19 protein-coding genes are annotated in these 23,271 nt (G+C 62.8%); 13 read left to right on the top strand and 6 right to left on the bottom strand.

The annotated features are described in order from the left end of the window. Nucleotides 1–245 precede the first annotated feature (245 nt). The 10 genes from DCN14_RS36315 (at nucleotide 246) to DCN14_RS36270 (ending at nucleotide 13,432) form a co-directional block, all read left to right on the top strand. Nucleotides 246–1,028 carry a hypothetical protein gene (locus DCN14_RS36315; RefSeq protein WP_096508092.1) on the top strand — a complete coding sequence of 261 codons (783 nt, stop codon included), beginning with the start codon at nucleotides 246–248 and terminating at the stop codon, nucleotides 1,026–1,028. 33 nt (nucleotides 1,029–1,061) lie between these two features. Beyond that, nucleotides 1,062–1,514 carry a hypothetical protein gene (locus DCN14_RS36310; RefSeq protein WP_045577997.1) on the top strand — a complete coding sequence of 151 codons (453 nt, stop codon included), beginning with the start codon at nucleotides 1,062–1,064 and terminating at the stop codon, nucleotides 1,512–1,514. 147 nt (nucleotides 1,515–1,661) lie between these two features. Further along, nucleotides 1,662–4,070, top strand: coding sequence for an HAD-IC family P-type ATPase (locus DCN14_RS36305; RefSeq protein ID WP_052691545.1), 2,409 nt, complete (start codon nucleotides 1,662–1,664; stop codon nucleotides 4,068–4,070). Nucleotides 4,071–4,238: 168 nt separating this feature from the next. Beyond that, on the top strand, nucleotides 4,239–4,811 hold the full coding sequence (locus DCN14_RS38940) for a DUF4148 domain-containing protein (RefSeq protein ID WP_224383344.1): 573 nt from the start codon (nucleotides 4,239–4,241) through the stop codon (nucleotides 4,809–4,811). Nucleotides 4,812–5,275: 464 nt separating this feature from the next. Further along, nucleotides 5,276–5,965, top strand: a complete 690-nt coding sequence (locus DCN14_RS36295) for a response regulator transcription factor (RefSeq protein WP_045577996.1) — start codon at nucleotides 5,276–5,278, stop codon at nucleotides 5,963–5,965. Continuing rightward, entirely contained in the window at nucleotides 5,955–7,268 is a 1,314-nt protein-coding gene (locus DCN14_RS36290; RefSeq protein WP_045577995.1) for a HAMP domain-containing sensor histidine kinase, read from the top strand. The genes DCN14_RS36295 and DCN14_RS36290 overlap by 11 nt, the downstream gene beginning before the upstream one ends. Nucleotides 7,269–7,345: 77 nt before the next feature. Further along, complete coding sequence (locus DCN14_RS36285; protein ID WP_059464115.1) at nucleotides 7,346–8,743, top strand: TolC family protein; 1,398 nt, start codon at nucleotides 7,346–7,348, stop codon at nucleotides 8,741–8,743. Further along, the gene (locus DCN14_RS36280; protein WP_045577993.1) at nucleotides 8,740–9,804 is read left to right on the top strand and encodes a metal transporter; all 1,065 of its coding nucleotides are present in this window, start codon (nucleotides 8,740–8,742) and stop codon (nucleotides 9,802–9,804) included. The genes DCN14_RS36285 and DCN14_RS36280 overlap by 4 nt, the downstream gene beginning before the upstream one ends. A 53-nt stretch (nucleotides 9,805–9,857) precedes the next feature. Then, nucleotides 9,858–12,995 carry an efflux RND transporter permease subunit gene (locus tag DCN14_RS36275; RefSeq protein WP_059464114.1) on the top strand — a complete coding sequence of 1,046 codons (3,138 nt, stop codon included), beginning with the start codon at nucleotides 9,858–9,860 and terminating at the stop codon, nucleotides 12,993–12,995. Nucleotides 12,996–13,135: 140 nt separating this feature from the next. Continuing rightward, complete coding sequence (locus tag DCN14_RS36270) at nucleotides 13,136–13,432, top strand: hypothetical protein (protein ID WP_059889796.1); 297 nt, start codon at nucleotides 13,136–13,138, stop codon at nucleotides 13,430–13,432. Between the two features lie 189 nt (nucleotides 13,433–13,621). Here DCN14_RS36270 and DCN14_RS36265 read toward each other — a convergent pair whose 3' ends face one another. The 4 genes from DCN14_RS36265 to DCN14_RS36250 form a co-directional block, all read right to left on the bottom strand. Then, nucleotides 13,622–16,690, bottom strand: coding sequence for an efflux RND transporter permease subunit (locus DCN14_RS36265; RefSeq protein WP_096508091.1), 3,069 nt, complete (start codon nucleotides 16,688–16,690; stop codon nucleotides 13,622–13,624). Continuing rightward, complete coding sequence (locus DCN14_RS36260; RefSeq protein ID WP_096508090.1) at nucleotides 16,687–17,781, bottom strand: efflux RND transporter periplasmic adaptor subunit; 1,095 nt, start codon at nucleotides 17,779–17,781, stop codon at nucleotides 16,687–16,689. The genes DCN14_RS36265 and DCN14_RS36260 overlap by 4 nt, the downstream gene beginning before the upstream one ends. Before the next feature lie 4 nt (nucleotides 17,782–17,785). Further along, a complete protein-coding gene (locus tag DCN14_RS36255; protein WP_096508089.1) occupies nucleotides 17,786–19,177 on the bottom strand; it encodes a TolC family protein in 1,392 nt (463 codons plus the stop codon). A 170-nt stretch (nucleotides 19,178–19,347) separates the two neighbouring features. Next, nucleotides 19,348–19,536 carry a hypothetical protein gene (locus DCN14_RS36250; RefSeq protein WP_240327530.1) on the bottom strand — a complete coding sequence of 63 codons (189 nt, stop codon included), beginning with the start codon at nucleotides 19,534–19,536 and terminating at the stop codon, nucleotides 19,348–19,350. A 361-nt stretch (nucleotides 19,537–19,897) separates the two neighbouring features. On the opposite strand from DCN14_RS36250, the gene DCN14_RS36245 reads away from it, so the two are divergent. Beyond that, nucleotides 19,898–20,203 carry a DUF4148 domain-containing protein gene (locus DCN14_RS36245; protein WP_096508088.1) on the top strand — a complete coding sequence of 102 codons (306 nt, stop codon included), beginning with the start codon at nucleotides 19,898–19,900 and terminating at the stop codon, nucleotides 20,201–20,203. A gap of 217 nt (nucleotides 20,204–20,420) precedes the next feature. On the opposite strand, the gene DCN14_RS36240 is transcribed toward DCN14_RS36245, so the two are convergent. After that, the gene (locus DCN14_RS36240) at nucleotides 20,421–20,663 is read right to left on the bottom strand and encodes a hypothetical protein (RefSeq protein WP_096508087.1); all 243 of its coding nucleotides are present in this window, start codon (nucleotides 20,661–20,663) and stop codon (nucleotides 20,421–20,423) included. A gap of 384 nt (nucleotides 20,664–21,047) precedes the next feature. Continuing rightward, a complete protein-coding gene (locus tag DCN14_RS38260; protein WP_143331727.1) occupies nucleotides 21,048–21,245 on the bottom strand; it encodes a hypothetical protein in 198 nt (65 codons plus the stop codon). Between the two features lie 30 nt (nucleotides 21,246–21,275). Here DCN14_RS38260 and DCN14_RS36235 point away from each other — a divergent pair, with 30 nt between their 5' ends. Beyond that, nucleotides 21,276–21,938 (top strand): response regulator, encoded by a 663-nt coding sequence (locus DCN14_RS36235; protein WP_045577986.1) that lies wholly within the window; start codon nucleotides 21,276–21,278, stop codon nucleotides 21,936–21,938. Beyond that, nucleotides 21,935–23,266, top strand: a complete 1,332-nt coding sequence (locus DCN14_RS36230) for an ATP-binding protein (RefSeq protein ID WP_045577985.1) — start codon at nucleotides 21,935–21,937, stop codon at nucleotides 23,264–23,266. Before DCN14_RS36235 ends, DCN14_RS36230 begins: the two co-directional genes overlap by 4 nt. Nucleotides 23,267–23,271: the final 5 nt, after the last annotated feature.

Here is a 23,271-nt window from a genome sequence, read left to right as displayed (position 1 = left end):
GTCGGGGCAACAAAACGGGCGCGACGCGGTCATTCGGGGCACGCCCGTGCGGCAGCCGCATCTGGCCCGAAAGACGTATTTTTCTTGCGACCCTAAAAAATTGCTAGTTTAGCTTATGTCAAATTTATGCCTTCGAAAATGGCGCATATGACGGCCCTGGTTTTCCGATTTCTCCGCCACACTAAGGTTCCCCTAAGTCTGCTCAGCTAGACTGCGTGGCACTCAACTCCTGAGGAATCGCCACCATGTCGCCCGCTACCGACAAGCCTATCTCCCGCTGGCTCAACAAGGTTCCTGAGATCACGCTTGCGTTCTGGATTATCAAAATCATGTCCACCACCGTCGGTGAAACTGCCTCCGACTACCTGGCCGTCAACGCGGGCTGGGGCCAAGGTTTTACGCGCGGCTTGATGATGTCCTTGCTTGCAATAGCGCTTGTCCTGCAGATGCGCACGCGACGCTGCACTCCGTGGATCTACTGGCTCACGGTCGTCCTGGTAAGCATCGTCGGAACCCAGATCACCGATCTGCTCACTGACGGCCTCGGCGTCAGTCTGTATGTCAGCACGAGCGTGTTCGCCGTCGCTCTCGCCGCGATCTTCACGATTTGGTATCGGATCGAAGGGACGCTGTCGATCGATGCAATCGACACGCCGCAGCGTGAGTTGTTCTATTGGTCCGCGATCCTGTGCACATTCGCACTGGGTACCGCTGCGGGCGATCTCGCGACCGAAGCCTTGGGGCTCGGTTTCTCGCTGGGTACTGTTGTATTCGGCGTGCTGCTCGCACTGGTGTATGTCGCATGGAGCAGCGGCGTCAACGCGGTGCTCACCTTCTGGATTGCGTACATCCCTACGCGACCGTTCGGTGCATCGCTCGGCGATCTGCTCACCCAATCGCGCAATTACGGCGGGTTCGGTCTGGGTGCTGCATCGACGAGCCTACTGTTCCTGTCCGTGATCATCGTGCTCGTCGCTTTCGCGCAGTTCGGCGCCAGCAGTCGCGCGCGTGCAGAAGCGGTCGAGTGACTTCCTCAACAAACCTCGAGGCGAGGCTTCTTCATGAATGGTCGAATCGCATCTTCACGTCTGCTCGTCGCGCTTTCCGCGTGCACGATGCTTGCTCTCGCCACCGGCTGCTCAAAGCAAACCGATAGTCCTGCTGTGGCGGCACCGGCGTCCAGCGCGACCGATGCGCAGCACGGCGCATCGTCGAACGTATCGAGACTCGGCGACCTCTCCCAATTCCGTACAATCGCAACCGACGTATCCACTCTCGTGGCGAAAGGTGATCTCGCGGGCGGCAGGACACGCATCAAGGATCTGGAGGTTGCGTGGGACAGCGCGGAAGCCGGTTTGAAACCGCGCGCGGCTGCGGATTGGCATGAACTCGACACGGCAATCGACCGTGCCCTCGAAGCGCTGCGGGCTGATCGCCCGATTCAAGGCAATTGCACGGCAGCGTTGAGCGACCTGCTGAAAACGTTCGACAAGCTTGAGGGCAGGAATTCCTGAGTTGTATTGACGCACATCAATGGCCGCGGGATCGACGCTGGATAATCTCCAAGCGTCCACTCGCACAAGCCGACTATTCAGTGCTTCGGTAGTGCGGAAGGCGGTTTCCGCCGTTGTCCGCGTATCGAACCGTTCGATTACAGCGACATGCCATTGTCCGCAAGCACGTCATCCTCGGTCGCGGGTACTTCGGACGCGGAAACCGCAGCCGAATCCACGACGACCGCCATCCCGACGGGCCTATCGACCGCCGAAGCGCAGCAGCGTAGGGGCAGATTCGGACCCAACGTGGTTGGCGAAACGCTGCCCTCCTTCAGACGACTCCTGCTGACCAAGTTGTGGGCGCCAGTGCCATGGCTGCTGGAAGGCGCAATTGCCCTGCAAATCTTGCTCGGTGCTTATATCGAGGCAGCAATCATCAGCTTGCTCCTAGCGTTCAATATCGCGTTGTCTCTTGCGCAAGAGCAACGCGCCTCCGCCGCACTATCGATTCTGCGGAAGCGGCTCGAACCGACGGCCCGAGTGTGCCGCGACGGGAAATGGCACCGGATTCCGGCCGCCGAACTCGTGCCCGACGATGCGATCGAACTCCCGATCGGTTCGGTCTCCCCTGCGGACGTGCGCGTGACGAGCGGATCCGTCGCCGCCGATCAGTCGATGCTGACAGGAGAATCCGCGCTTGTGGACATTTCGGTTGGCGCAACGATTTATGCCGGTGCAATCGTGAAGCGCGGTCACGCATTCGGCGTTGTCGCGGCCACCGGCACACGCACATATTTCGGCAGGACCGTCGAACTGGTGCGCATCGCGCGTGCACCGAGCGCCGAACAGCACACAGTGCTGGCAACAGTCCGTAACCTGGGCGCAATTAACGGAGTCGTCGCACTGGCTGCGCTAGGCTACGCCCTCCACCTCGGCTTCGCCACAGCGGAATTGCTTCGTCTCGCGCTGACGATGCTGCTCGCATCGGTGCCCGTGGCACTACCGGCGACGTTCACTCTTTCCGCCGCGCTCAGTGCGCTTACGCTAAGTCGCCGGGGCGCGCTGCTGACCAGCCTGTCAGCTGTCCACGAAGCAGCAGCCATGGACGTACTTTGCTCCGACAAGACCGGTACGCTGACGCAAAACACGGCGGAAATCGCCGAGATCGTGCCGATGCCCGGCTTCACGACTGAGCAGATCCTGCACCTCGCGGCGCTGACCTGCGAGCCGACAGGCGACGAGCCGCTCGATGCTGCGATCCTTCGAGCGGCAGCTTTGAGAGACAACATCGGCGTCGAGGATCACATGACTCGTCGCGAGCCATTCGATCCGGACACGAAGATGTCGCAGGCCTGCTTCCAAGCTTCCGACGGTGGACAGATGCGTGTCGCGAAGGGAGCATTGCAGGCCATCGAGAGAATCGCGAATGTCGAGCCGGACGTGCGCCGGAAAGCGGATGACCTGGCGAGCCGGGGGAACCGAATCATCGCAGTTGCGGTGGAAGCCGCTGCCACGCAAGCCGTCCTGGCCGGTCTGATCGCCCTCAGCGATCCACCTCGCGAGGATGCAGCAAGCCTGATCGCGTCGCTTCGCGATCTGGGGGTACGAACGGTCATGGTAACGGGCGACTCGGCCGCGACGGCGACCGCTATTGCGCGAGACGTCGGACTGCGCCCGGAGCCCGGTCCGCACGGTGATGGATTCAACCGGGCCGCGCTATCGGGTTTCGATGTGTTTGCGCGTGTGATGCCTGAAGACAAATATCACCTCGTACAGGCATTTCAGGCGAGCGGTCACGTCGTCGGCATGTGCGGCGACGGCGTCAACGATGCGCCTGCCCTGCGTCAGGCACAAGTCGGCATTGCTGTGGCGAGCGCCAGTGATGCAGCAAAGGCAGCCGCTGCGATCGTGCTTACCGAGCCCGGACTATCCGGAGTCGTTGCAGCCATCATTGAGGGCCGAATGGCATTCCGCCGGTTGCTCACCTACACCTTGAACATGCTCGTGAAGAAAATCGAGGTCGTGCTGCTGATGGCATATGGACTCATCGCGCTACACCAACCGGTGATCACACCGATGATCATGATCATCCTGCTCGTCACCAACGATTTCTTGACGATGTCGCTGACCACCGACCACGTCGAGCCGCGACGCGAGCCTCAGAACTGGAACATGAAGCAGATCGTCTTTACGGCGGCGTTCTTCGGCGGATGCAAGCTTGTGTTTTCGGCAGGGATCGTCGCAGTCGGTGCATTCGGTGGCCAATTGTCGCCGCACGCTGTACAGACATTGGCCTTTCTTGCCATCGCGTTCGGCAATCAATCAATGATCTATGTACTCCGGGCGCAGAACCATCTATGGGATTCGAAACCGAGTCGCTGGCTGGTCTTCTCCTCGGTTGTCGATACCGCGATTGTCTGCGGTCTCGTGCTTTCAGGCGTGCTCGTGACCGCGCTTCCCCTTCCGTGGGTGCTCGGCGTCGGCATCGCTGCCGCGGGCTTCGCGCTTGTCCTCGATCAAGTCAGGGGTCTCGTCAGGCGAGTGCCTGGACTCGGGCACCGTATCGCTCGCTGAGTCTCATATCAAGAGTTCAGTTTACGCGTTACCCATTTCCGTTAAGCTTAAGGATAACTTAAGTATGGCATGGCAACGTGCATATGCCGCGCCCGTTCGATACCGTGCGGCTCTTGTTTCGTTCGTCCACGCAGAGTGACGGTAAACGCAGCAAGCAACAATCGACGCTTGAAATTCGTTGCTTGTCGTTCGCCGCGCTCGTTTGACCCGGTGCGAGTCCGGGTCTTTTTTTGTTCCGACACCTTTCCCGCTGCGATAGGCCGGCGCGAAACGCCCACCTGGGCCCGCGCACCGCACATTCGCATTGCACTTTCGAACCGCCTCATCAACGTCATCGTTAACATTATCTTCAGTTCGGAAGGCGCATGCTGTTTCTACGGCATCGCACATCGTGTGACTGCCCTTCCCAACTCACTGGAGATCACGGCCATGAAACTCGCCATTCGAACCGTCATGCTGGCACTTGCGGTGGTTCCTGCACTTGCGTTCGCGGGACAAGGTCTTACGCGAGCGGAAGTTCGTGCACAACTCGTTCAGATCGAGCACGCCGGATACAACCCGGCCCGCAAAGACATTCACTATCCGCAATCCATCCAGCAGGCAGAAGCGCGGCTGAACTCGTCCCAGTCGACTGCCCAGGCCGACACAACAGGTTACGGCTCCGCACAATCCGCAGGTAGCAACTCGGGGCATGCCCTCACGACTCACGCTGCGTCGCGCTCGATCTATCTTCATCACTGACGGGCTGTCCACGGCGTTGTTTGTCGTCCGGCCGGCGATCCATCGCCGGCCGGACGATACCGTTCGACACCGTCCGCATGCGTGGCGAATCTTCATCGCCGCCTGCTCGTCAGCGTCAACGAAACAACGGCAAAGTATGAATATACGCGTGTAATCCGCACAAACGCGTTGCTCGACGAAAGGAAGCTTCACTTGGTGTTCGACGCGAGCCTTTGGTTCGAGGCAGCTTTCGCGCTTTCCGAAGTGCTGGCGGGACCTTCCTGGTGTCTTCGTTCGATTTACTTCCGTACCAGTAATCTCGCCCTGCCTTCGGGTCACCGGGACGGTGCTTTAGGATCCACCATCTTCCGATAATGTGCGGGGTTGAGCTGATCGACGCGCTTGCTGACCGGAATGCGCCCCTGCACGGCAAGGTCGGCACATGCATCCGAAGCACGCAGAAACTTACCGTTGCCCATTCGCTCATGAAAGTGCTCATCATCGAAGACGACGCAGCGATCGCCGCGAACGTCTATGACTATCTGGAAGGCCGCGGCTTTCATGTCGACGTCGCGTCAAGTGGCCCTGCAGGGCTGCACCTCGCCCTTTCTGACGCTTGGGATGCGATCTTGCTGGATATCTCGCTGCCCGGGATGGACGGCCTGATGTTGTGCCGCAAGCTGCGCGACGAAGCGCATCGCGACACGCCGGTCCTGATGTTGACCGCCAGAGATGCGCTCGACGACAAGCTGAGCGGCTTCGAGTATGGCGCGGACGACTATCTGGTCAAGCCGTTCTCGCTCAAGGAGGTCGGTGCGCGTCTGGACGCGCTGACCAAACGCTATCGCGGCCTGGTTGCCGTACCGGAACTTCGCTTCGTGGACGTGCGGCTCGATTTGGGCACGCTCGCCGTCGAGCGCGCCGGCCGTCCGATCAAGCTTCAGCCCAAATGCCTGCATCTGTTGCGCATCCTGATGCAGTCCCCGACCCGCGTATTCACGCGCGCAGAACTCGAAAGCGAGGTCTGGGGCGACGAGCTGCCGGGCAGCGACACGCTGCGCGCGCACGTCTATACGTTGCGCAAGGCATTGAACCAACCCGGCGAGACGGAATTGGTCGAGACGATCCACGGGATCGGCTACCGCCTCGACGCGGACGACTCCCATGCGTCGTAGCCTGCGCGTCAAGGTCGCGCTCGTTTTCTCGGCGCTCGCGATTGTCCTGCTCCTCGCCCAGGCGCTCGGCGTCAGGGTGCTCGCGGAAGCTCAGGAAGAAAAGCTGATCGCCGCGCTGATCCAGGACGATATGGCCAGCGTGCTGCGCGGCTACAACGCGGATCCGTCCGAGTTGCCGCCGTTCGACCAGCGCCTGCGGGGGTACGTCTCGACGACGGACAGGCCGCCGATCGCGCTGCCCGCAACGGTCGGCGCGCTGCCTGACGGAATCCACGAGATTATCGTCGGCGGGCGAGAGATCCACGTTGCGATCGCCCCGTTCGGCACGACGCGGTTCTACCGCGTCTACAACTTCAGTCGTTACGAAGAGCATTTCAAGAAGGTGATCAACGCGCTGATGGCCGGCACGGGGGTGTTCGCGCTGCTGACAGTCTGGCTCTCGTTCGGAGTGTCGGGCCTGCTGGTGCGTCAGGTGGCCAGCCTTGCGAAGCAGGTCAAGGCGCTCAAACATGAACGGACAGCATCGATCGATCCTGGCAGGTATGACGAAGCCGAGCTCGTCGGGCTGGTTGACGCGTTCAATGACTACCATCGAGGCATGGCGGACATGATCGAGCGGGAGAAGGAATTCACCGGCAACGTCAGCCATGAACTGCGCACGCCGCTTACCGCGATCAAGACTAGCTGCGAGTTGCTCGAGCAAGATCCCGCCATCAGTGGCAAGTCGCGCGCGCGGCTTGCGCAGATTGACCGGGCGGCAGACAGCATGCGCGAGCGGGTCAATGTGCTCCTGATGCTGGCACGTGAAGATTCGGTGCGGGACGTCGAACCTGTCGGACTCGTGGGCTTGATCTGGACGGCACTGACGCCGCTCGCGGATCGCCTGGCCGACAGGGGCATCGAACCGGTAGTCGATGTGGCCCCCAGTACGCAAATAGAAGCGAACCGGTCCGCACTCGCCATCGTGCTCTCGAACCTGATCGACAATGCGGTCCGACATACCGACCACGGGCACGTGCATGTCTCCTACGCCGATGGCTGGCTGCATATCGAGGATACCGGCCCAGGTATCCCGGAACACGCGCTGCCGCATGTGTTCGACCGTTTCTATCAGGCGGACCGGACGCACGCGGCGGAACGCGGCTTCGGCATCGGCCTCGCGATCGTGAAAAAGATCTGCGGCCGTTACGGCTGGCAGATCAAACTCGAAAGCGAACCGGGGCGCGGCACGCGCGTGTCGCTGCGTCTGCCTGTCGGCAGCCCTGCCGGGACGGGGGATGGTGCCTATCCGGCCCCCTCTTGACGAAAATTTCACAACTGGTTGCGTAGCATCCGGGTCTGGGGCCGCCTGAACGGGCAGCGAGACTCGTGGATGCCGGAATGCACCGAGCGATATTGATTGCATTTACCCTGCTGTCTGGCTGTGCGACCTACCACGCGCAGCCGATCGCGTCGGCCCAGATGGCTCGACAGTTCGAGGAGCGCTCGCTCGCGAGCGACGGGCTGCGTACGTACCTCGCGCACGAACTCGGGCACGACGTTCAATCATGGCCGCCGGCGCGCTGGAACCGCGAGATGCTGACCCTGGCGGCCTGGTATTACAGCCCGGCGCTGGATATCGCGCGAGCGCAGTGGGGCACCGCCAAGGCCGGTATCCGGGTTGCTGACGCGATTCCGAACCCGGTCCTGCAACTGCCATTCCAGTACGCGACGCCCAACCCCGGACCGGGCGCTCCGTTCACGTGGGGGCCGGCCCTCGACATCCCGATCGAGACCGCGGGCAAGCGCGGCTATCGCGTCGATCAGGCGACCCACCTGTCGGAAGCCGCCCGGCTGAACATCCTCAACGCGGCTTGGACGGTCCGTGCCCAGGTGCGCGCTGCCATGCTCGCTGTCTATGCCGCTCGTGAACGCATGGCCTTCGTGTCTGCCAGGGCTGAAGCCCAGCGGCAGATCGCCGTGATGAGCCGCCACCGACTCGCCGTCGGCCAGTATTCCCAGCCCGACGTCGAGGCGGCCGTCCTTTCTGACACCCAGGCCCAGGGTGATCTGGCCGCCGCGCGCAGCGCCGAACAGGACGCCCGCGCCCAACTGGCTGCCGCGATCGGCGTGCCGGTCGCCGCGCTCGACAGCGTGGCGCTCGACCTCAGCGCGTTCGGCACGGTTCCTCCTGCGCCGCCCGCTGCCGATGCGCAGCGTACAGCCATCTTCCATCGCGCCGATCTGCTCGCTTCGCTCGCCGGTTACGCTGCGGCCGAATCGGCGCTTCAGCTCGAGGTCGCGAAACAGTATCCGGACATTCACCTCGGCTCCGGCTACACCTACGACACGGGCACCAACAAGATCGGTTTCGGACTCGCCGGTATCACGATGCCGATCTTTGACCGGAACCAGGGCGGCATCAAGGAAGCCGAGGCGAAGCGCAGGGAGGCGGCAGTGCGTACCGCTGCGCTGCAGGACAGGATTCTCGGCGATCTTGAGCACGCGTTGACGCGCTACCAGGCGAGCCTCGAAGCGCTGCAGCTGTCCGATGCCCATCTGGCGAGTGCCCGCCGGCAGCTCGACAGCCAGGCGGCCGCTTTCTCCAGCGGCAGTACGGACCGACTGACCTTCACGCAGGCGAAAGCCGACTATCAGACCAGCGAGACCGCGCGGCTGGACGCCGAGGTCGCCGTCCAGCAGGCCGCCGGCGCGCTCGAAGATGCAATGCAGAGCCCGCTTGCTCCCGTCGGCCATGAGGCAGTGAGCCACACCCTCGGTGAGGAGACAACACGATGAAACTCCGACTGATTCTTCTCTCCGTCATTTCGCTGGCCTTCGCCTCGGGCGCGGGCTGGTACATCTATCAGGCAGTTCACGATCCGGGAGCCTCGACAACCGCCGATGCGCCGTCGTCCCCACCGTCTGCGGTGCAAACGGTCAACGGCGAAACGGTCGTGGTCGTAAGCCCCGAAGCGCAGCGCGCCAGCCACATCGAGGTTGCGCCGCTCGCAACTGTCACGAGCCAGTCCGGCATCAGCGCCGACGCCACGGTGATCGACCTGCAGCCGCTCTTCGATCTGCGCAACCGGCTCGCCAGCGCGCGCGCGAACGTCGACACGCTCACCGCGCAGGCGGTCAGTTCGCGTACGCAGTACCAGGGCAGCCGCACGCTATACGCCGACGACCGTAATGTTTCGCTGAAGAGTCTGCAGGCTGCACAGTCAGCGATGCAGGGTGACGACGCAAAGCTGCAGTCCGCCCGGGTCACGCTGGCCGGCCTTGAGGGCACAGTGCGGCAGCAGTTCGGCGACGCGCTCGCGAATGCCACAGCGGCACCCGCCTCGAAGCTGTTCCAGCGCCTCCAGTCGGGCCAGGCGGTCGTGCTGCGTGTCACGTTGCCCGCAAGCTTTGGCATGGCGCCGCCCGAGCGCATCGTCGTCGGTACGACCGACGGCCGCTGGGTGCCGGCCCAACGACTTTCCGCCTCGCCGCTTGCCGATCCTGCTGTGCAGGGCAACCCATGGCTTTACATCGCCGATGCCGCGCTGCCAGCCAATCTGCGCACGAGCGCGCGCGTGCCGACATCGAGCCAGGCCGTGTCCGGCCTGATGATCCCGCAGCGGGCGGTGGTGTGGTACGGAGGCCAGACGTGGGCCTATGTGCGCACGGCACCCGGGCGCTTTACGCGGCGCTACGTGCCGGCCGGCACCGAGGGCGACCACGGCTTCATGGTGACGTCTGGCTTTCACGCCGGCGACCAGATCGTGACGCAGGGGGCGCAGCTGCTGCTTTCTGAAGAGCTCAAGCCTCAGGGCATCGCCACCGCCTGCAAGGATCCGCCTGAGTGTGATGACTGATCCTGCGATCGACCTGTACATGCGTCGGCCAGAACAACGCGACTCCACGTCCCATGCTTAACGCGATCATCCGCTTTTCGCTGCGCTTTCGCGGCGTCATCTTCTCGCTGGCCGTCGTGGCCGCCGGCTACGGGCTCTTTACACTGACGCGCGCCAGGCTCGACGTCTTTCCTGAATTCGCGCCGCCGATGAGCATCGTGCAGACGGCCGCGCCAGGCACGACCAGCGAGCAGGTGGAAATGCTCGTTACCCAGCCGGTAGAAAATGCCCTGGGCGGCATGACCGGCCTGCAGTCGATTCGCTCGCGGTCCATGCAGGGCCTCTCCTCGGTCACGCTTGTGTTCGATGACCACGCCAATGTGATGCAGGTCCGGCAGCTCGTCACCGAGCGCATTGGCGGGCTCGCGGGCGCGCTTCCAGTGGGTGTCACAGCCCCCCAGCTCCTGCCGCTCACCACGACAACGAGCGTTGTGCGCACCATCGGCCTCACGTCGAAAACACGCTCGCTCGCGGACCTCTACGACATCGCCCAGTGGACCGTCAAACCGCAGTTGCTCGGCACCTCCGGCGTGGCCGACGTGATCGTATTCGGCGGCGAGACGCGCCAGATGCAGATCCAGGTCGACCCTGCGAAACTGATCGGCCATGGGCTGTCGATTCAGGAGGTGATTGCCGCGGCGCGCCAGGCCACCGGCGTGCACGGCGCCGGGTTCATCGAGAACAGCAACCAGCGCATCGCCATCAACGCCGATGGCCAGATCGCAACACCGCAAAAGCTCGCCAGCGTCGTACTGCGCTCCAGCAACGGCGGGGCGGTTCGCCTGGGCGATATCGCCAACGTGACATGGGGCGATGCACCCGCGGTAGGCGCCGCATCGATCATGGGCAAGCCCGGCGTGATGGTCGTGATGGAAGCCCAGTATGGGACCAACACGATGGCCGTGACGCGCGCCATCGAAAGGACACTCGCCGGACTTGAGCCCGCGCTCGCCCGGCAAGGCGTGGACGTGAACACCAACGTCTTCCGGCCTGCCAACTTCATCGAGGCCGCCGTCGCTCACCTGCGCACGACACTCATCGTCGGCGCCGTGCTGGTCATCGCCGTGCTGTTCCTGTTCCTCCTGAACGTGCGCACTGCAGTGATCTCCGCGGTCGCGATACCGCTGTCGCTGCTGGTCGCGATCATCGTATTGACGTCGTTCGGCGTTAGCCTGAACACCATGACCCTGGGCGGGCTCGCCATCGCACTGGGCGAGGTGGTCGACGATGCCATCATCGACGTCGAGAACATCTACCGGCGCCTGCGCGAGAACTGCACCCTGGCCCAGCCGCTTCCAGCGTTTCGCATCGTGCTGCGCGCATCGCTCGAAGTGCGCAGCGCCGTGGTGTTCGCCACCTTCATCGTGATGCTGATCTTTCTGCCCGTGCTCACGCTCACGGGTATCGGCGGACGGCTCTTCGCACCGCTCGGCATCGCCTACATTCTCGCGGTGCTGGCGTCGCTGGGCGTCGCCCTGACGCTCACACCGGCGATGGCGCTCGCGCTGCTGGCGAAGGGACCCTTGCCCGAGCGGGAGCCGCGCCTGATCGGGCGCCTGAAGACACGCTACATCGCCATGCTGACGAAAGTCGAGCAGCATGTGAAGGTAATCATGGTGATCGTCGCGGTCTTGTGCGCCGCCGCGCTCGCGTCGCTGCCTTTCATGAGCGGGAGTTTTATTCCGCAACTGCGCGAAGGCCATTACACCGTTCACATGGGGCTCGCGCCGGGCACGTCGCTTGCCGAATCCATACGCATCGGCACGCAGGTCTCGAACGCGCTGATGCAGGTGCCGGGCGTGCGTCTCGTGGCGCAACGTGCCGGCCGCGCCAACGGTGTGGTCGATCCGACCGGCGTGCAGCTCTCCGAGTTCGAGGTTGACCTCAAGCCGATGGGCGCATCGGGCCAGAGCTGGGCGCTCTACCGGATCCGCCAGGCGCTGTCACGCTTTCCGGGCCTATCCACCTCGGTCAACACCTTTCTCGAGGAGCGCATCGACGAAACCATTTCGGGCGCCACAGCCCCGGTGGTCGTGAAGGTGTTCGGCAACAATCTGGACGTCATCGATCGCACAGCGCAGCAGATCGCCCAGTTGATCGGCACGATCCACGGCGTTGCCAGCGTGAAGGTGGATTCGCCACCAGGCATTCCGGAACTGGACGTGACGCTGAATCCCGACGCACTGAGCCGCTGGGGCTTCCGGCCCGTCGAGGTGCTCGATGCGATCCAGGCCGCCTACGCCGGCGTCACCGTAGCGCAAATCTACGAGGGCAGCCGTACTTATGACGTCGCGGTCGTGCTTGACCCGGCCCAGCGTCAGACCGTCGGCAACATCGGCAAGCTTGCGGTGCGCAATGCCGACGGTTTTGCCGTGCCGCTTTCCACGCTCGCGACGATTCGTCAGGTCGCTGGCCGCTATCAGATCACCCATGACGGTGGCCAGCGCGTGCAGACAGTATCGGTCAATCTCGGCAATCGGCCAGTCAGCGACTTCGTGAATGAAGCCCAGGGGCGTGTGAATCGTGAGATCAAAATGCCGCCGGGCACGTATGCCGTCTTCAGCGGTGAGAGCGAAGCGCGCGCGCAGTCGCAACGCGACCTGATCGCGTACGGCGGGATTGCGCTGGTCGGTATCGCGCTGTTGCTGTTCCTTGCAATGAAGAGCCGTCGCGGCGTGCTGCTGGTCATGATCAATCTGCCCTTCGCACTCGTGGGCGGGGTATTGAGCGTGGTGCTAACCGGTGCGAACCTGTCGCTCGGCAGCATGGTGGGCTTCGTCACACTGCTCGGCATATCGCTGCGCAATTCGATCATGCTGATCAGCCACTACGAGCGCCTCGTGCACATCGACCGCCTCGCGTGGGACATGAACACGGCGGTGCGCGGTGCGTCGGAACGGCTGGTGCCGATCCTAATGACCGCGCTCGTCACCGCGCTCGCCTTGCTGCCGCTCGCCGTGACAAGCGGTGCATCGGGCAACGAAATCGAGGGGCCAATGGCGATCGTCATTCTCGGCGGCCTGCTCACCTCGACCGCCCTGAACCTGATCGTGCTGCCAACCCTGGCACTGCGTTACGGGCGTTTCGGGCGTGACGAACGGGCTGGACCCGGGCCATCGTCGGCACAGGGGGAAGCGGGAGGCAGCCAGTGACGGGCAGCCAGCGATACCGGAATTTCCCGACCGGGGCACAGCTTTGGTGACCGCAAGCGTGCAACAAGGCGAGGCAAACCGGGGCCGGGCGCAGACCACCCGCAACCCACATGGCATGCGCCGGTAAGGAGGGACGTTTCGTGCAGACCTGGCTCATGGCGATCAAGCACCACCCCTATGCCGTTCTCACTGTGTTGCTTGCCGTCGCGTGCGCCGAGGCAATTGCCTCCGTCGGCGCGATCGCGACGAGGCTGGCGCGTGTTCTCGTGTTTTTTGCGGGTGCTCTCGTCGGTGCCGGCGTGCTCAATGGCTGGCTGACGCTGGCATCCGTGGTACTGGGAGCCATCCTGGGCGTTGGGCTGGCCTACGAACTGGGCCGGCGCTATCACGCCGACATCAGGCCGTGGATCGAGGCGAGCGGTCATCACGACAGTTGAGTCCGCCGCGAGCAGTTCGTCGAGCGACATGGCGTCGGGAGTCTGGTGCGCGCCCGTCTTTGCGCACCGGTACGCCCGCTCGTGCCACTGCTATACGGTAGCACGCGCATGGGGCGGCTGAAATTCTATGCAGTTAACCTTGCATCCGCACTGGCGTGGGCTCCCGCGTCGCCAGCCTCGGAAACCGGCTCAATGGTCCGACAGTCCTGCCGACCCGGATCCCGCAACCAGCACACGCAACAGAACCGGCAGCACCAGCAAAACCAACGGAAGCTGTACGATCAGCCCCGATATGATCGCCACCGCCAGCGGTTGCTGCATCGCCGAACCCTGACCGAGCGCGAACGCAAGCGGCAGCAATGCCAGGATCGCGGCGATCGTCGTCATCGCGATCGGCCGCAACCGGTTGCGGCCGGCGGCGAGCAGCGCGACATCGGGCGCCATTCCTTCATCGCGCACGAGCGCCTGGAACTCGGAAACATAGAAGATCGCGACTTCGGTCACGATACCGACGATCATCGTCATCCCCATCATCGCCGAGATGTTCAGTTCGATACCCGTTACCCACAGACCGATGAAAACCGCGCCGGTCGCGCACAGCGGCATCGCCATCACGGCGAGCGCGACGCGGAACCGTTCGTAGAGGAACAGCAGCAGGCCGAAAACTAGCGCCACGGCGGCGCCAAACACGGCAAGCAGTCCGCGGAATGCGATCTGTTGTTGCTGATACAGCCCGCCGAGCTCGTAATACACGCCGGGCGGCAACAGATTCGCCTCGCCGAGCGCACGTTGCACGTCCGCGATCGTCGAGCCCAGGTCGCGTCCGTCGATTCGTGCGGTGACGGCTACCATTCGCTTCAGGTTGTCGCGGCTGATCTCCGGCTGACCGCTAACCGTGATGAGATCAGTCACCCGGTCGAGCGGGAACAGGTGCCCGTCAGGCGCGCGGATCTGCAGTTCTCCGAGCCCCGTGCCATTCGTGCGCATCGCATTCGCGACCCACACGCGCACCCCGACCGTTTTGGGTCCCTGCTGGAATTGCGTGGCGACGTTACCCTCGAGCAGATCCGACACTTGCTGCGCGATCGCCTGCGGATCCATACTTTCCGCCGCTGCCGCATCGGGCCGGATGTGAAGGTCGAGTGCATCGCCTGCCGGATTGATGCCGTCGTCGACGTCGACGATGCCTTGAATTTTTCCGATCCGCGCCGCGACCCGCCTTGCTGTCGAATCCAGCACGTGAGGATCATCCGAATAGATCTTGATCTGCACCGGTTGCGGCACCGCGGTCAGGTCACCTATCAGGTCCTCCATCAGTTGGGCGAGTTCGATACTCACGCCCGGAACGTTCGTTTCGATTTTCGACCGGATCTCCTCCATCACCGTGTCGATCGGCTCGCGGGCCCCCGACTTCAGGCGCACGAAGAAGTCGCCCCTGTTGGGTTCGTTGAGGTCGCCGCCAAGGCCCGCGCCGGTGCGCCGGGAATACGTCGCGACGTTCGGGTTCTCGCGAATGATCGTCTCGATTTCACGCATCAGACGATCCGTTTCGGTGATGGATGTCCCGGGCGCCGTGTGATAGTCGAGCACGAACCCGCCCTCGTCCATCGACGGCATGAACCCGCTGCCGACACGCGTAAACGCCAGCGCGGCCACGATCAGCAGCGGCACCACACCTGCCAGCGCAAGCAACGGCCTGCCGCTCACTCGTTCGATCAGGGCCGCATAGCGGGTGTTCATCCAGTGCGACAGACGCGACTCGCGATGCTCCTCCGCATCGGCGGGCGTCAGCCAGTGATCGCACAGGATCGGGATGGCAAGCCAGCTCACGACGAACGAAATGAACAGCGCGCTCGCCATGGTGATCGACAGCGCCTTGAAAAACGCGCCCGTCACGCCCGACAGGAACGCGAGAGGCACAAAGATGATCAGCGTCGCGGCCGACGATCCCGCAAGCGGACGCGTGAATTCGAGGGCCGCGCTCATCACGCGGCCGTGGAATGCATGGGCGCCAGCCTCGCGCATGCGCCTCGCGATGTGCTCGATCATCACGATCGCATCGTCGATCACGAGTCCGACCGCCGCGGCCATCCCGCCGAGCGTCATGATGTTGAAACCCATTCCGAACACATCGAGCAGCAGGATCGTCGCGCTCATCACGACCGGCACCAGTGCAACGGCAATCGCGGTGATTTTCCAGTTGCGCAGGAAAACGAACAGTGTGATCGCGGCCAGTACCACGCCGATCAGAATCGCGTCGCGCACGCTCGACGCCGATGCAATCACGAGTTGACTCTGGTCATACCAGTTTGCCAGATGCACGCCAGGCGGCATCTGCTTCTCGAAAGCGGCCAGCTTCGCGCGGATCGCCTTGGCCATCGCGACGCTGTTCGCACCCGGCTGCTGGAATACGTTGACCAGGACCGCGTCCTGCCCGTCCGCCGTGACGCGTATCCACTGCGGAACCGTGCCGCGCGACACGGTCGCGATGTCGCCGACGCGTACCTGATTGCCGCCCGCAGACGACACGACTGCGTTGCGAAGCGTATCGAGCGACGTAATCGTGGTATCCGCGACGACCAGGTACAGCTTGTAGTGGTCCTCGATCCGTCCGGTCGCCATCAGCACGTTGCCCGCACCGATCGCCTTTGATACGTCCTCGACCGACAGCTTGTACGCCGCGAGCCGGGCGGGATCGATGGCGACTTGCAACTCGTCCTGCGCCCCCCCGGTCACTTCGACGCGCGCGACGCCGTCGACCGACGACAGCAGCGGGCGCAACTGGAACTGCGCGAGATCACGAAGTTGCGCAAGCGATTGCTGCGACGACGTGAGGCTATAGGCAAGCACCGGGAACACGGTGGGATCCATCCGCCTCACCTGCATCTTCGTGCCGGGCGGCAACGACGGCAGGATTTCGGCAATTGCGGACTGCGCCTGCAGCGTCGCCTGCGCCATGTCGGTGCCCCAGTCGAAGTTAAGCGAGATCTCGGCCGATCCCCGGCTGGTCTTCGACTCGACGTCGCGCACGTTGGGCACGCGCCGCAGCGCTTCTTCGACCGGCATCGTGACAAGCGTCGCCATCTGTTCGGCCGGCCGGTCACCCGCATCGAGCGAAACGACCGCGCGCGGGAACGACACGTTCGGAAACAACGAGATCGGCAAACGAAAGGCCGTCAGCGCGCCGGCGACTGCAAGCAGCGCCACGACAAACAGCAGCGATCGTCGATGCATCTGCATCCATTGCCCGAAATTCATTGGCGCGCGCCTCCGGCCATTCGCACTGCCATCCCGTTCTGCAACTCGTAGTTGCCGGTGACAACCAGCGGTTCCGCCGCGTCAAGCGGTCCGTCAACGCCATAGCGATTGCCGCTTTCCACGCGCACCACGACGTCGACGCGCTGCGCAGTGTGCTTCGGCGTCACCTGGAACACATAGGCCCCCTTCCTGTCGCTCAGCACTGCGGCGCGCGGCACCACCCACCAGGTTCCGGTCTGCGTCGCAATATCGGCGCTCACACGTGTACCCGGGATAAACGCGGTACCGCCAAGCGGTATGTTGGCACCGACGTTCACGAGCTGGCTTTGCGGATCGATTGCCGCGCCCGCCACGACGACTCGCCCCGCAGGATGAGCGTGCTCAAGCGCGGTCGACAGCCCATTCAGCACGACGGAATCTCCCGCGTGAATCGACGCCGCGGCCGACGGGTCGACACCGAGCGTCACGTTCGCTTGCCAACTCGACGCATTCGCGACCGCCGCGATCTGCGCGATCGTTGCGCCGGCCTGGATCTGATCGCCCGGGAGTGCGGTCAACTGCGACACGACGCCTGCAAACGGCGCGGCGATCGTCACGTTTCCGGCATGCGCCCCCATTTGATGCTGGGCTGCCAGTCCCTGCTGTGCGTCATTCAGCGCCTTCCGCGCCGCGGCAAGCTGCGATTGCGTTGCAAGACCGGCGTCGAACAGCGAGCGCGTACGCTCGAGTTCGCCATGCGCAAGGGTCAGCGCGCTGGTGGCCTGCGATGCTGCCAGTACCGCAGCGGGGTCGGCTTCTACCACGACGAGCGCCGCGCCGCGGGCTACCGTCTGGCCGGGCAGCACAAGCACCTTTCGAATGCGCGCGGCATAAGGCAGGTTGATCGAAGTGACGCTCGACGACGATGCCGCGACGATGCCGTATGCCCGAACCTGCTGAGAAATCGGTTCTCGGTGTACTGCTACGGTATCGACCGATGCGGTCACAGGTTCGTCGGCCCGCACGGGCCCCGCACACGGCGCGAGCACGGCAAGCGCGACGGACACGGTGGCTATACGGCGGGAGAAGGGAAAATCGGGAACGGGTGACATGAGATCAACGCTGAGTGGAGTCGGTGGAGAATGCGTCCGGGATCGCACTGCCGAGTAGCGCTTGCAGCCCGATACGCTGTTCGGCAAGCGCATCGCGTTGGGTTTCCGCATCAATCTGCGTCGTCAGCGCGGCGAGCTGCGCATCGACGTACTGCCCCATCGCGATATCGTGTGCCGCGAACGCGTTCCGTGCGCGCCCGGCTGCTTGCACGAGCGCCGGCAGTGCTGCCTCGTCCTGCGCGAGTTGCGCGCTCGCGAGGCGCGAATCGTTGCGCAGGTGCGCAATGTCCGCGTACGCAGCATTCAGCCGGACCCGATATTCGTCGCCGAGACGCTGACGAGTCGCCTGTTCGATCGCGATATTGCCGCGGTTGCGGTTGAAGATCGGCAGGCTCAATGCGATCTGGAAACCGGTCGTATAGATGCCGGACGTGTCACGTGCACGATCGAATCCGACCGTCAGGCTCGGAAACTGGTTGAGGATCGCGGCGCGGTATTTCTGCTCCTGCGCTTCGTAGCCTGCCTGCAGCGCAATCAAGTCGGGGCGTCGCTTAGGCAACGCTGCCAATGCGGCTTCGAGCGACGCGCTCGCCAGCGGTTTCGTCCTGCTCGAACCGACGAGCTTCAGCTCGACGTCGGGTGCAATCCCCAGCAACAGGTTGAAGTCATGATGCGTCTGCGCGCGGGCACGAACCATGTCGTCATATTGCTTGCGCGCGTCGCTGTATGTCGTCAATGCGACACTCACGACGTCATCGGTCGTGTTCCCGGCCTGCCGGGCATGCTTGAGCCGGGTGTAGCGCGTCTGGTCGAGATCGAGCGCCTGCTTCAGCAGCGGCAGTACGGCGTCTTCATAACGCGTCTTTGTATAAAGCTGCTTGGCTTGAGCGACGATTTGCCATTCCTGCCACAGCAGTCCAAGGTCCGTCTTTCGCACAGTCGCGGTGGCGGACCGCTGGTTGGCACTTCGCGAGATGATCGCCATCACGTCCATGCTCAGTCCGTAGTTGAACGCGCGCTCAAGGCCCGCGGCACCCGGAAAGTCGCTCGAAACCGATACCTGTGGATCGGGCAGGAGACCTGCAGAAAAGGCCTGTGCCTGCGCAATGCCGAGATCATCGCGCGCAAGCTTCAGATCCGGGTTGTTTGCGACGGCCAGCATCGCAACGTCCTCGATGTCGAAGCCTGCGGACGGATCGAAACGATGTGCCGCTAGTTCGGGTAACGGCATCTTCCGGGGATCGATCTCGAAGCGATCGAGGTCGTGCTGAGACAGCGCGGTCGATGATCGAGAAAGCGGCTTTGCGTGATAGGTCGTGCAACCGGTGATGAAGCCGCACAACGCAACGCATAACGATGCCGACTTCCAACGGCTAGACAGAGTGTAATCAACCATTGTTGACGCCAAGGTAGTAAGACTAGAAAGCGAAATGCAATCGATAGTGCCGCGTCGCGGTGTACATGAAAATTTTCTCGTTTCCCACCTTAAGTGCGCGTTAACGATGCTCCGGCCGAGCAACGAATCCAGTGCATCGCATCAATGCTTTGACGATGCACGGCGCCGTCTCAGTCGAGTGTGTCTTGGTCGTCGCGATCAGCACTGTCGACGGTGGCCGAGAAGACGGTTCCCCGGTTCGCGTCGACACGAACGTCGTATGCCTTGCCGTCGCCGACTACCCAGCCTTTGTTCTGAACGTGCTGTTCGGCGGCAGTCACTGCCTGTGCGATCGTCACGGGTGTGTGCACGATCGACATTGCGTCGTTTTCCCCATTTCTGTTCGCGGCATAGCAGCGGCGACGCCCGCTGCGACCAGGACGGCAAGAAAAGAAAGTCGGGTATGGCGATACATGATTCTTCCCCGGAGAGGCGCAGGAACCTGCGCAAGCCGAAGGGTACGCCGAGAGACTTAGCCTTACCTTAGCCATGCCGGATTCCTCCGTGAAATTCAGGAGATCCGGTCGGCGATCCTTTTCATGAACGTAACCTCAATCGGATACGTCGTTTTCTCTACATCAAGTTAACCGCATCTTAAGTTTGGAATGCGAATCTTGAGGTGCCGGATGCAAGTCATTTTCCTTCGCACCGGAAATACGTGACTTTATAGAGAAACCAATCATGAACGTGAAACTCAAGCTGCTCGCACTGTCGCTGGCCGTGCTTTCTCCAGTGGCGTCATTCGCCCAATCCGGCAATGCGCCACTTACCCGCGCTCAGGTGCGTGCGCAACTTGTTCAGGTCGAAAATGCCGGCTATTTTCCGGCGCGCAAGGAGCCCAGCTACCCGGACTCGATTCAGGCCGCCGAGCGTCGCATTTCGCTTGAACGAACCGGCAGCGGTGTCGGAAGCGAGCCTGCTAACCAAGCCGGGTCGGGACGGCATGTTTGGAAGAATGACCAGAGCCAGTTGTACCGGCATCACTGATTCCGGGTTCCTTGCAGCACGATCGCACCGCCTCAGGAACTTCGGGTCAAATGCACTCTGCGCCGGAATGGCTTGGGCGGCCATTCCGGAAATCCAGTTGTCCGGTTTGTCCTGCCGCGTGGGAGGCGGAAAACTCGAACCGTCCAGGGTTTGCTCAGCCACCCGATGAGCGAAATGCCGCCCCGATCGGTCGGACAGGTAAGCCGCAGCCGATGCACTAGCGCTGCAATGCCTTCCCGGCGTCACGCCCTTGTGCACCCTTGCCCTCGGGCGATGTCGTCGACATCCGTCGCTCCACCGCGTATCGAGCGTCATCGATCGCATGATCTTCACGTTCGACCCTTACACGCTCGAGCGTCACATCCGCGATCGCGATACCGGTACCCTGAACTTTTGCGGAAGCAAACGCGGGAACCACGGCAAGTGCTAAAGCCAGTAAGGCATTGATAGGCGGTTTCATAGATTTGTTCCGCGGTCGCGGCTCCTGTTCTTCACATCGTGACGAAATTCAAGTTGTTCGCTGTCGGTTCGACGGCACGGCGTTGCTTGGTTCGACGCCGGGCATGCGGACATCGCGTCAATTCCCCTCGCGCTCCCGCTCGCTGCCCGGGATCGAGCCGTATCGGCTCCGTCGCAAATGGATCCGAACGACAGATGCGACCAGCGTAGCTCGACAACCTTAGGGAAAGCTTAGGGCATCCCCCCGGCGCTTGAATTGGCAAAGTGGCCAAGCTTGCATGTCCGCCCCACCATCTCGCTCGCAATGCACACGCGTGGCGGCAAGCCGCCACGATTGACGTTCGTCGTGTGCGGCACCCGTTAACCATTCCTTAAGCATGCGTCATCATGATCTTTCGAAGCGGGCGTCGATCCGCGACTGTCGAGAGGCTATGGCGATGGATTCAACGGTGCGGTATGCGGTACTGGCAGCGACGATTTCCAGCGAACTTTCCGGGCGCCTTGCCAAAAAGGCAGCGATCAATCCCGTGCCGCGGTTCGATTCGCTTTCGTATGCCCTGCCAGAGGGCAATGCAGCGATCATGTCATCGCGATCAACCGAAACGGAGTCGGCATGCGCGTTTTGGTAGTAGAGGACGATGCGCTGATTGGCAATGGTTTGCTGCGCGGGCTACGGCATTCGGGGTTTGCTGTCGACTGGGTTCGGGACGGCGAGGCCGCGTCGACCGCATTGCGCTCCACACAATACGGTCTGATCCTGCTCGATCTGGGACTCCCCGGCGAAGACGGTTCATCGGTTCTCGCAAGGTTGCGCCAACGAAACGATCCGACGCCGGTCATCATCGTCACGGCCCGCGATGCCATTGGCGATCGCGTGGCCGGCCTGGATGCCGGTGCGGATGACTACCTTGTCAAGCCTTTCGCGCTGGAAGAGCTGCTCGCGCGCATCCGCGTCGTTTTCCGCAGGCAAACGGGAAGCCCGCAAACCGTGTTCCAGTCCGGCACACTGCGGCTCGATCCCGCGCAACACCGCGTCTGGCTCCGGGCCGAAGAAGTGCCGCTTACGGCGCGGGAGTTTGCCATCCTGGAGGAACTGATCCGCCGTCCAAAGGGGATCGTTAAGCGTGAGCAACTCGAGGAATGCCTCTACGGATGGAACGAGGAAGTCGAGAGCAACACGGTCCAGGTTCACATTCACCATCTGCGCCAGAAGCTCGGTACGGACGTCATCGTGACCGTACGAGGCATCGGCTATCGAATCGGAGCACCTGGATGAAATCGCTCAGGCGCAGACTCCTGCTCTGGCTCGTGCCCGCGACATTGTTGATTGGCGTAATCGCCAGCGCAACCACGTACTGGGGTGCGTTGACCGAAATCGACGAGTTGCTGAGCGATCAGTTGAAGGCGGTCGCCCGGCACGTGAACGTCGATGCCAACGGCCGCCTGTCACTGACGGGTGTCAGGCAAAGTGACGACACCAGCTTGTCGGGCCAGCAATCGCACGGCGTATTGCTTGAAATCTGGCGTGGATCGGGTGTTCTTTTCAGCACCGACCCCGACTCGTTGCTGCCCCCGCCACAAGGCCCCGGGCTCGCGGACGTCGCCAGTCGAGGGCAGCTATGGCATACCTACGTGTATCGGAGCGGTGACACCCTGATTCGTGTCGCGCAGGTGCAGCGCGCACGCTGGGAGGCAGTCGCGGAAATCGCAATGCATCTGCTGTGGCCGGTTCTATCGTTGCTCCCCGTTCTTGCGCTCTTTCTATGGTTCGGCATCGGCTACGGATTGCACCCGCTTCGCGAGATCGCATCGACACTTCGACGGCGCGACGCCGACAACATGCAGTCGATCGACACGGCAACGATGCCCGGCGAAGTCGTTCCCTTGGCCGACGCCATCAACGATCTCCTGCGCCGACTCGACCAGTCGTTTTCCATACAGCGCCGCTTTATCGCCGACGCCGCTCATGAACTGCGCACACCGATCATGGGGCTCGGCATCCAGGCCGAACTGCTTCCCCTTGTCCGGGACGAACAGGAACGCGATGCGATAGTCACGCAGATTCGAATCGGTACGTCCAGGCTCGCGCATCTGGCGGAGCAACTGCTGACGCTGGCGCGCCTCGCGCCGCAGGCCCCGGAGGCCCTGTCCGAACGGATCGACATTGCCGCGATCGCGCTTTCCGTCGTGAGCGATCGGGAACGCGTTGCGCAGGCGCATCATGTCGACCTGGGGTTGGTTGCCCCGCGCGCCGTGATCGTTCGTGGAAGTCAGGAAGAGCTGCGGATTTTGCTTAACAATCTGGTCGACAATGCGATCCGGTACGCTGGCGCGGGCGCATGCATCGATGTCGTGGTCGAGAAGGACGGAGATCGTCCAGTACTGGAAGTTCGAGATACCGGGCCCGGTATCCCCGATAACGAGTTGACGCGAGTGTGGGAGCGTTTCTATCGCGGTGCGGGCCAGCCCGCTTCGGGTACAGGCCTGGGCCTCTCAATCGTGCAAAGTATCGCGGAGCATCACCAAGCGGAGTTGCATTTGACCAATCGGGAAGACACACGGGGACTCAGCGTTCGAGTCGTTTTTCCTCATAGAGCAAGCTGAGAAGA

Origin of the sequence: Burkholderia sp. IDO3 (assembly GCF_003366075.1) — a bacterium.
GTDB lineage: Bacteria > Pseudomonadota > Gammaproteobacteria > Burkholderiales > Burkholderiaceae > Burkholderia > Burkholderia anthina.
This window is presented reverse-complemented; position numbering and strand designations above follow the sequence as displayed.

Coding starts and splice junctions, on each gene's coding strand:
- DCN14_RS36290 (WP_045577995.1), top strand. CDS start 5,955: ATGCGTCGTAGCCTGCGCGTCAAGGTCGCGCTCGTTTTCTCGGCGCTC.
- DCN14_RS36310 (WP_045577997.1), top strand. CDS start 1,062: ATGAATGGTCGAATCGCATCTTCACGTCTGCTCGTCGCGCTTTCCGCG.
- DCN14_RS36255 (WP_096508089.1), bottom strand. CDS start 19,177: ATGGTTGATTACACTCTGTCTAGCCGTTGGAAGTCGGCATCGTTATGC.
- DCN14_RS38260 (WP_143331727.1), bottom strand. CDS start 21,245: ATGATCGCTGCATTGCCCTCTGGCAGGGCATACGAAAGCGAATCGAAC.
- DCN14_RS36245 (WP_096508088.1), top strand. CDS start 19,898: ATGAACGTGAAACTCAAGCTGCTCGCACTGTCGCTGGCCGTGCTTTCT.
- DCN14_RS36315 (WP_096508092.1), top strand. CDS start 246: ATGTCGCCCGCTACCGACAAGCCTATCTCCCGCTGGCTCAACAAGGTT.
- DCN14_RS36260 (WP_096508090.1), bottom strand. CDS start 17,781: ATGTCACCCGTTCCCGATTTTCCCTTCTCCCGCCGTATAGCCACCGTG.
- DCN14_RS36240 (WP_096508087.1), bottom strand. CDS start 20,663: ATGAAACCGCCTATCAATGCCTTACTGGCTTTAGCACTTGCCGTGGTT.
- DCN14_RS36280 (WP_045577993.1), top strand. CDS start 8,740: ATGAAACTCCGACTGATTCTTCTCTCCGTCATTTCGCTGGCCTTCGCC.
- DCN14_RS36235 (WP_045577986.1), top strand. CDS start 21,276: ATGCGCGTTTTGGTAGTAGAGGACGATGCGCTGATTGGCAATGGTTTG.
- DCN14_RS36295 (WP_045577996.1), top strand. CDS start 5,276: ATGAAAGTGCTCATCATCGAAGACGACGCAGCGATCGCCGCGAACGTC.
- DCN14_RS36230 (WP_045577985.1), top strand. CDS start 21,935: ATGAAATCGCTCAGGCGCAGACTCCTGCTCTGGCTCGTGCCCGCGACA.
- DCN14_RS36285 (WP_059464115.1), top strand. CDS start 7,346: ATGCACCGAGCGATATTGATTGCATTTACCCTGCTGTCTGGCTGTGCG.
- DCN14_RS36250 (WP_240327530.1), bottom strand. CDS start 19,536: ATGTCGATCGTGCACACACCCGTGACGATCGCACAGGCAGTGACTGCC.
- DCN14_RS36265 (WP_096508091.1), bottom strand. CDS start 16,690: ATGAATTTCGGGCAATGGATGCAGATGCATCGACGATCGCTGCTGTTT.
- DCN14_RS36275 (WP_059464114.1), top strand. CDS start 9,858: ATGCTTAACGCGATCATCCGCTTTTCGCTGCGCTTTCGCGGCGTCATC.
- DCN14_RS36305 (WP_052691545.1), top strand. CDS start 1,662: ATGCCATTGTCCGCAAGCACGTCATCCTCGGTCGCGGGTACTTCGGAC.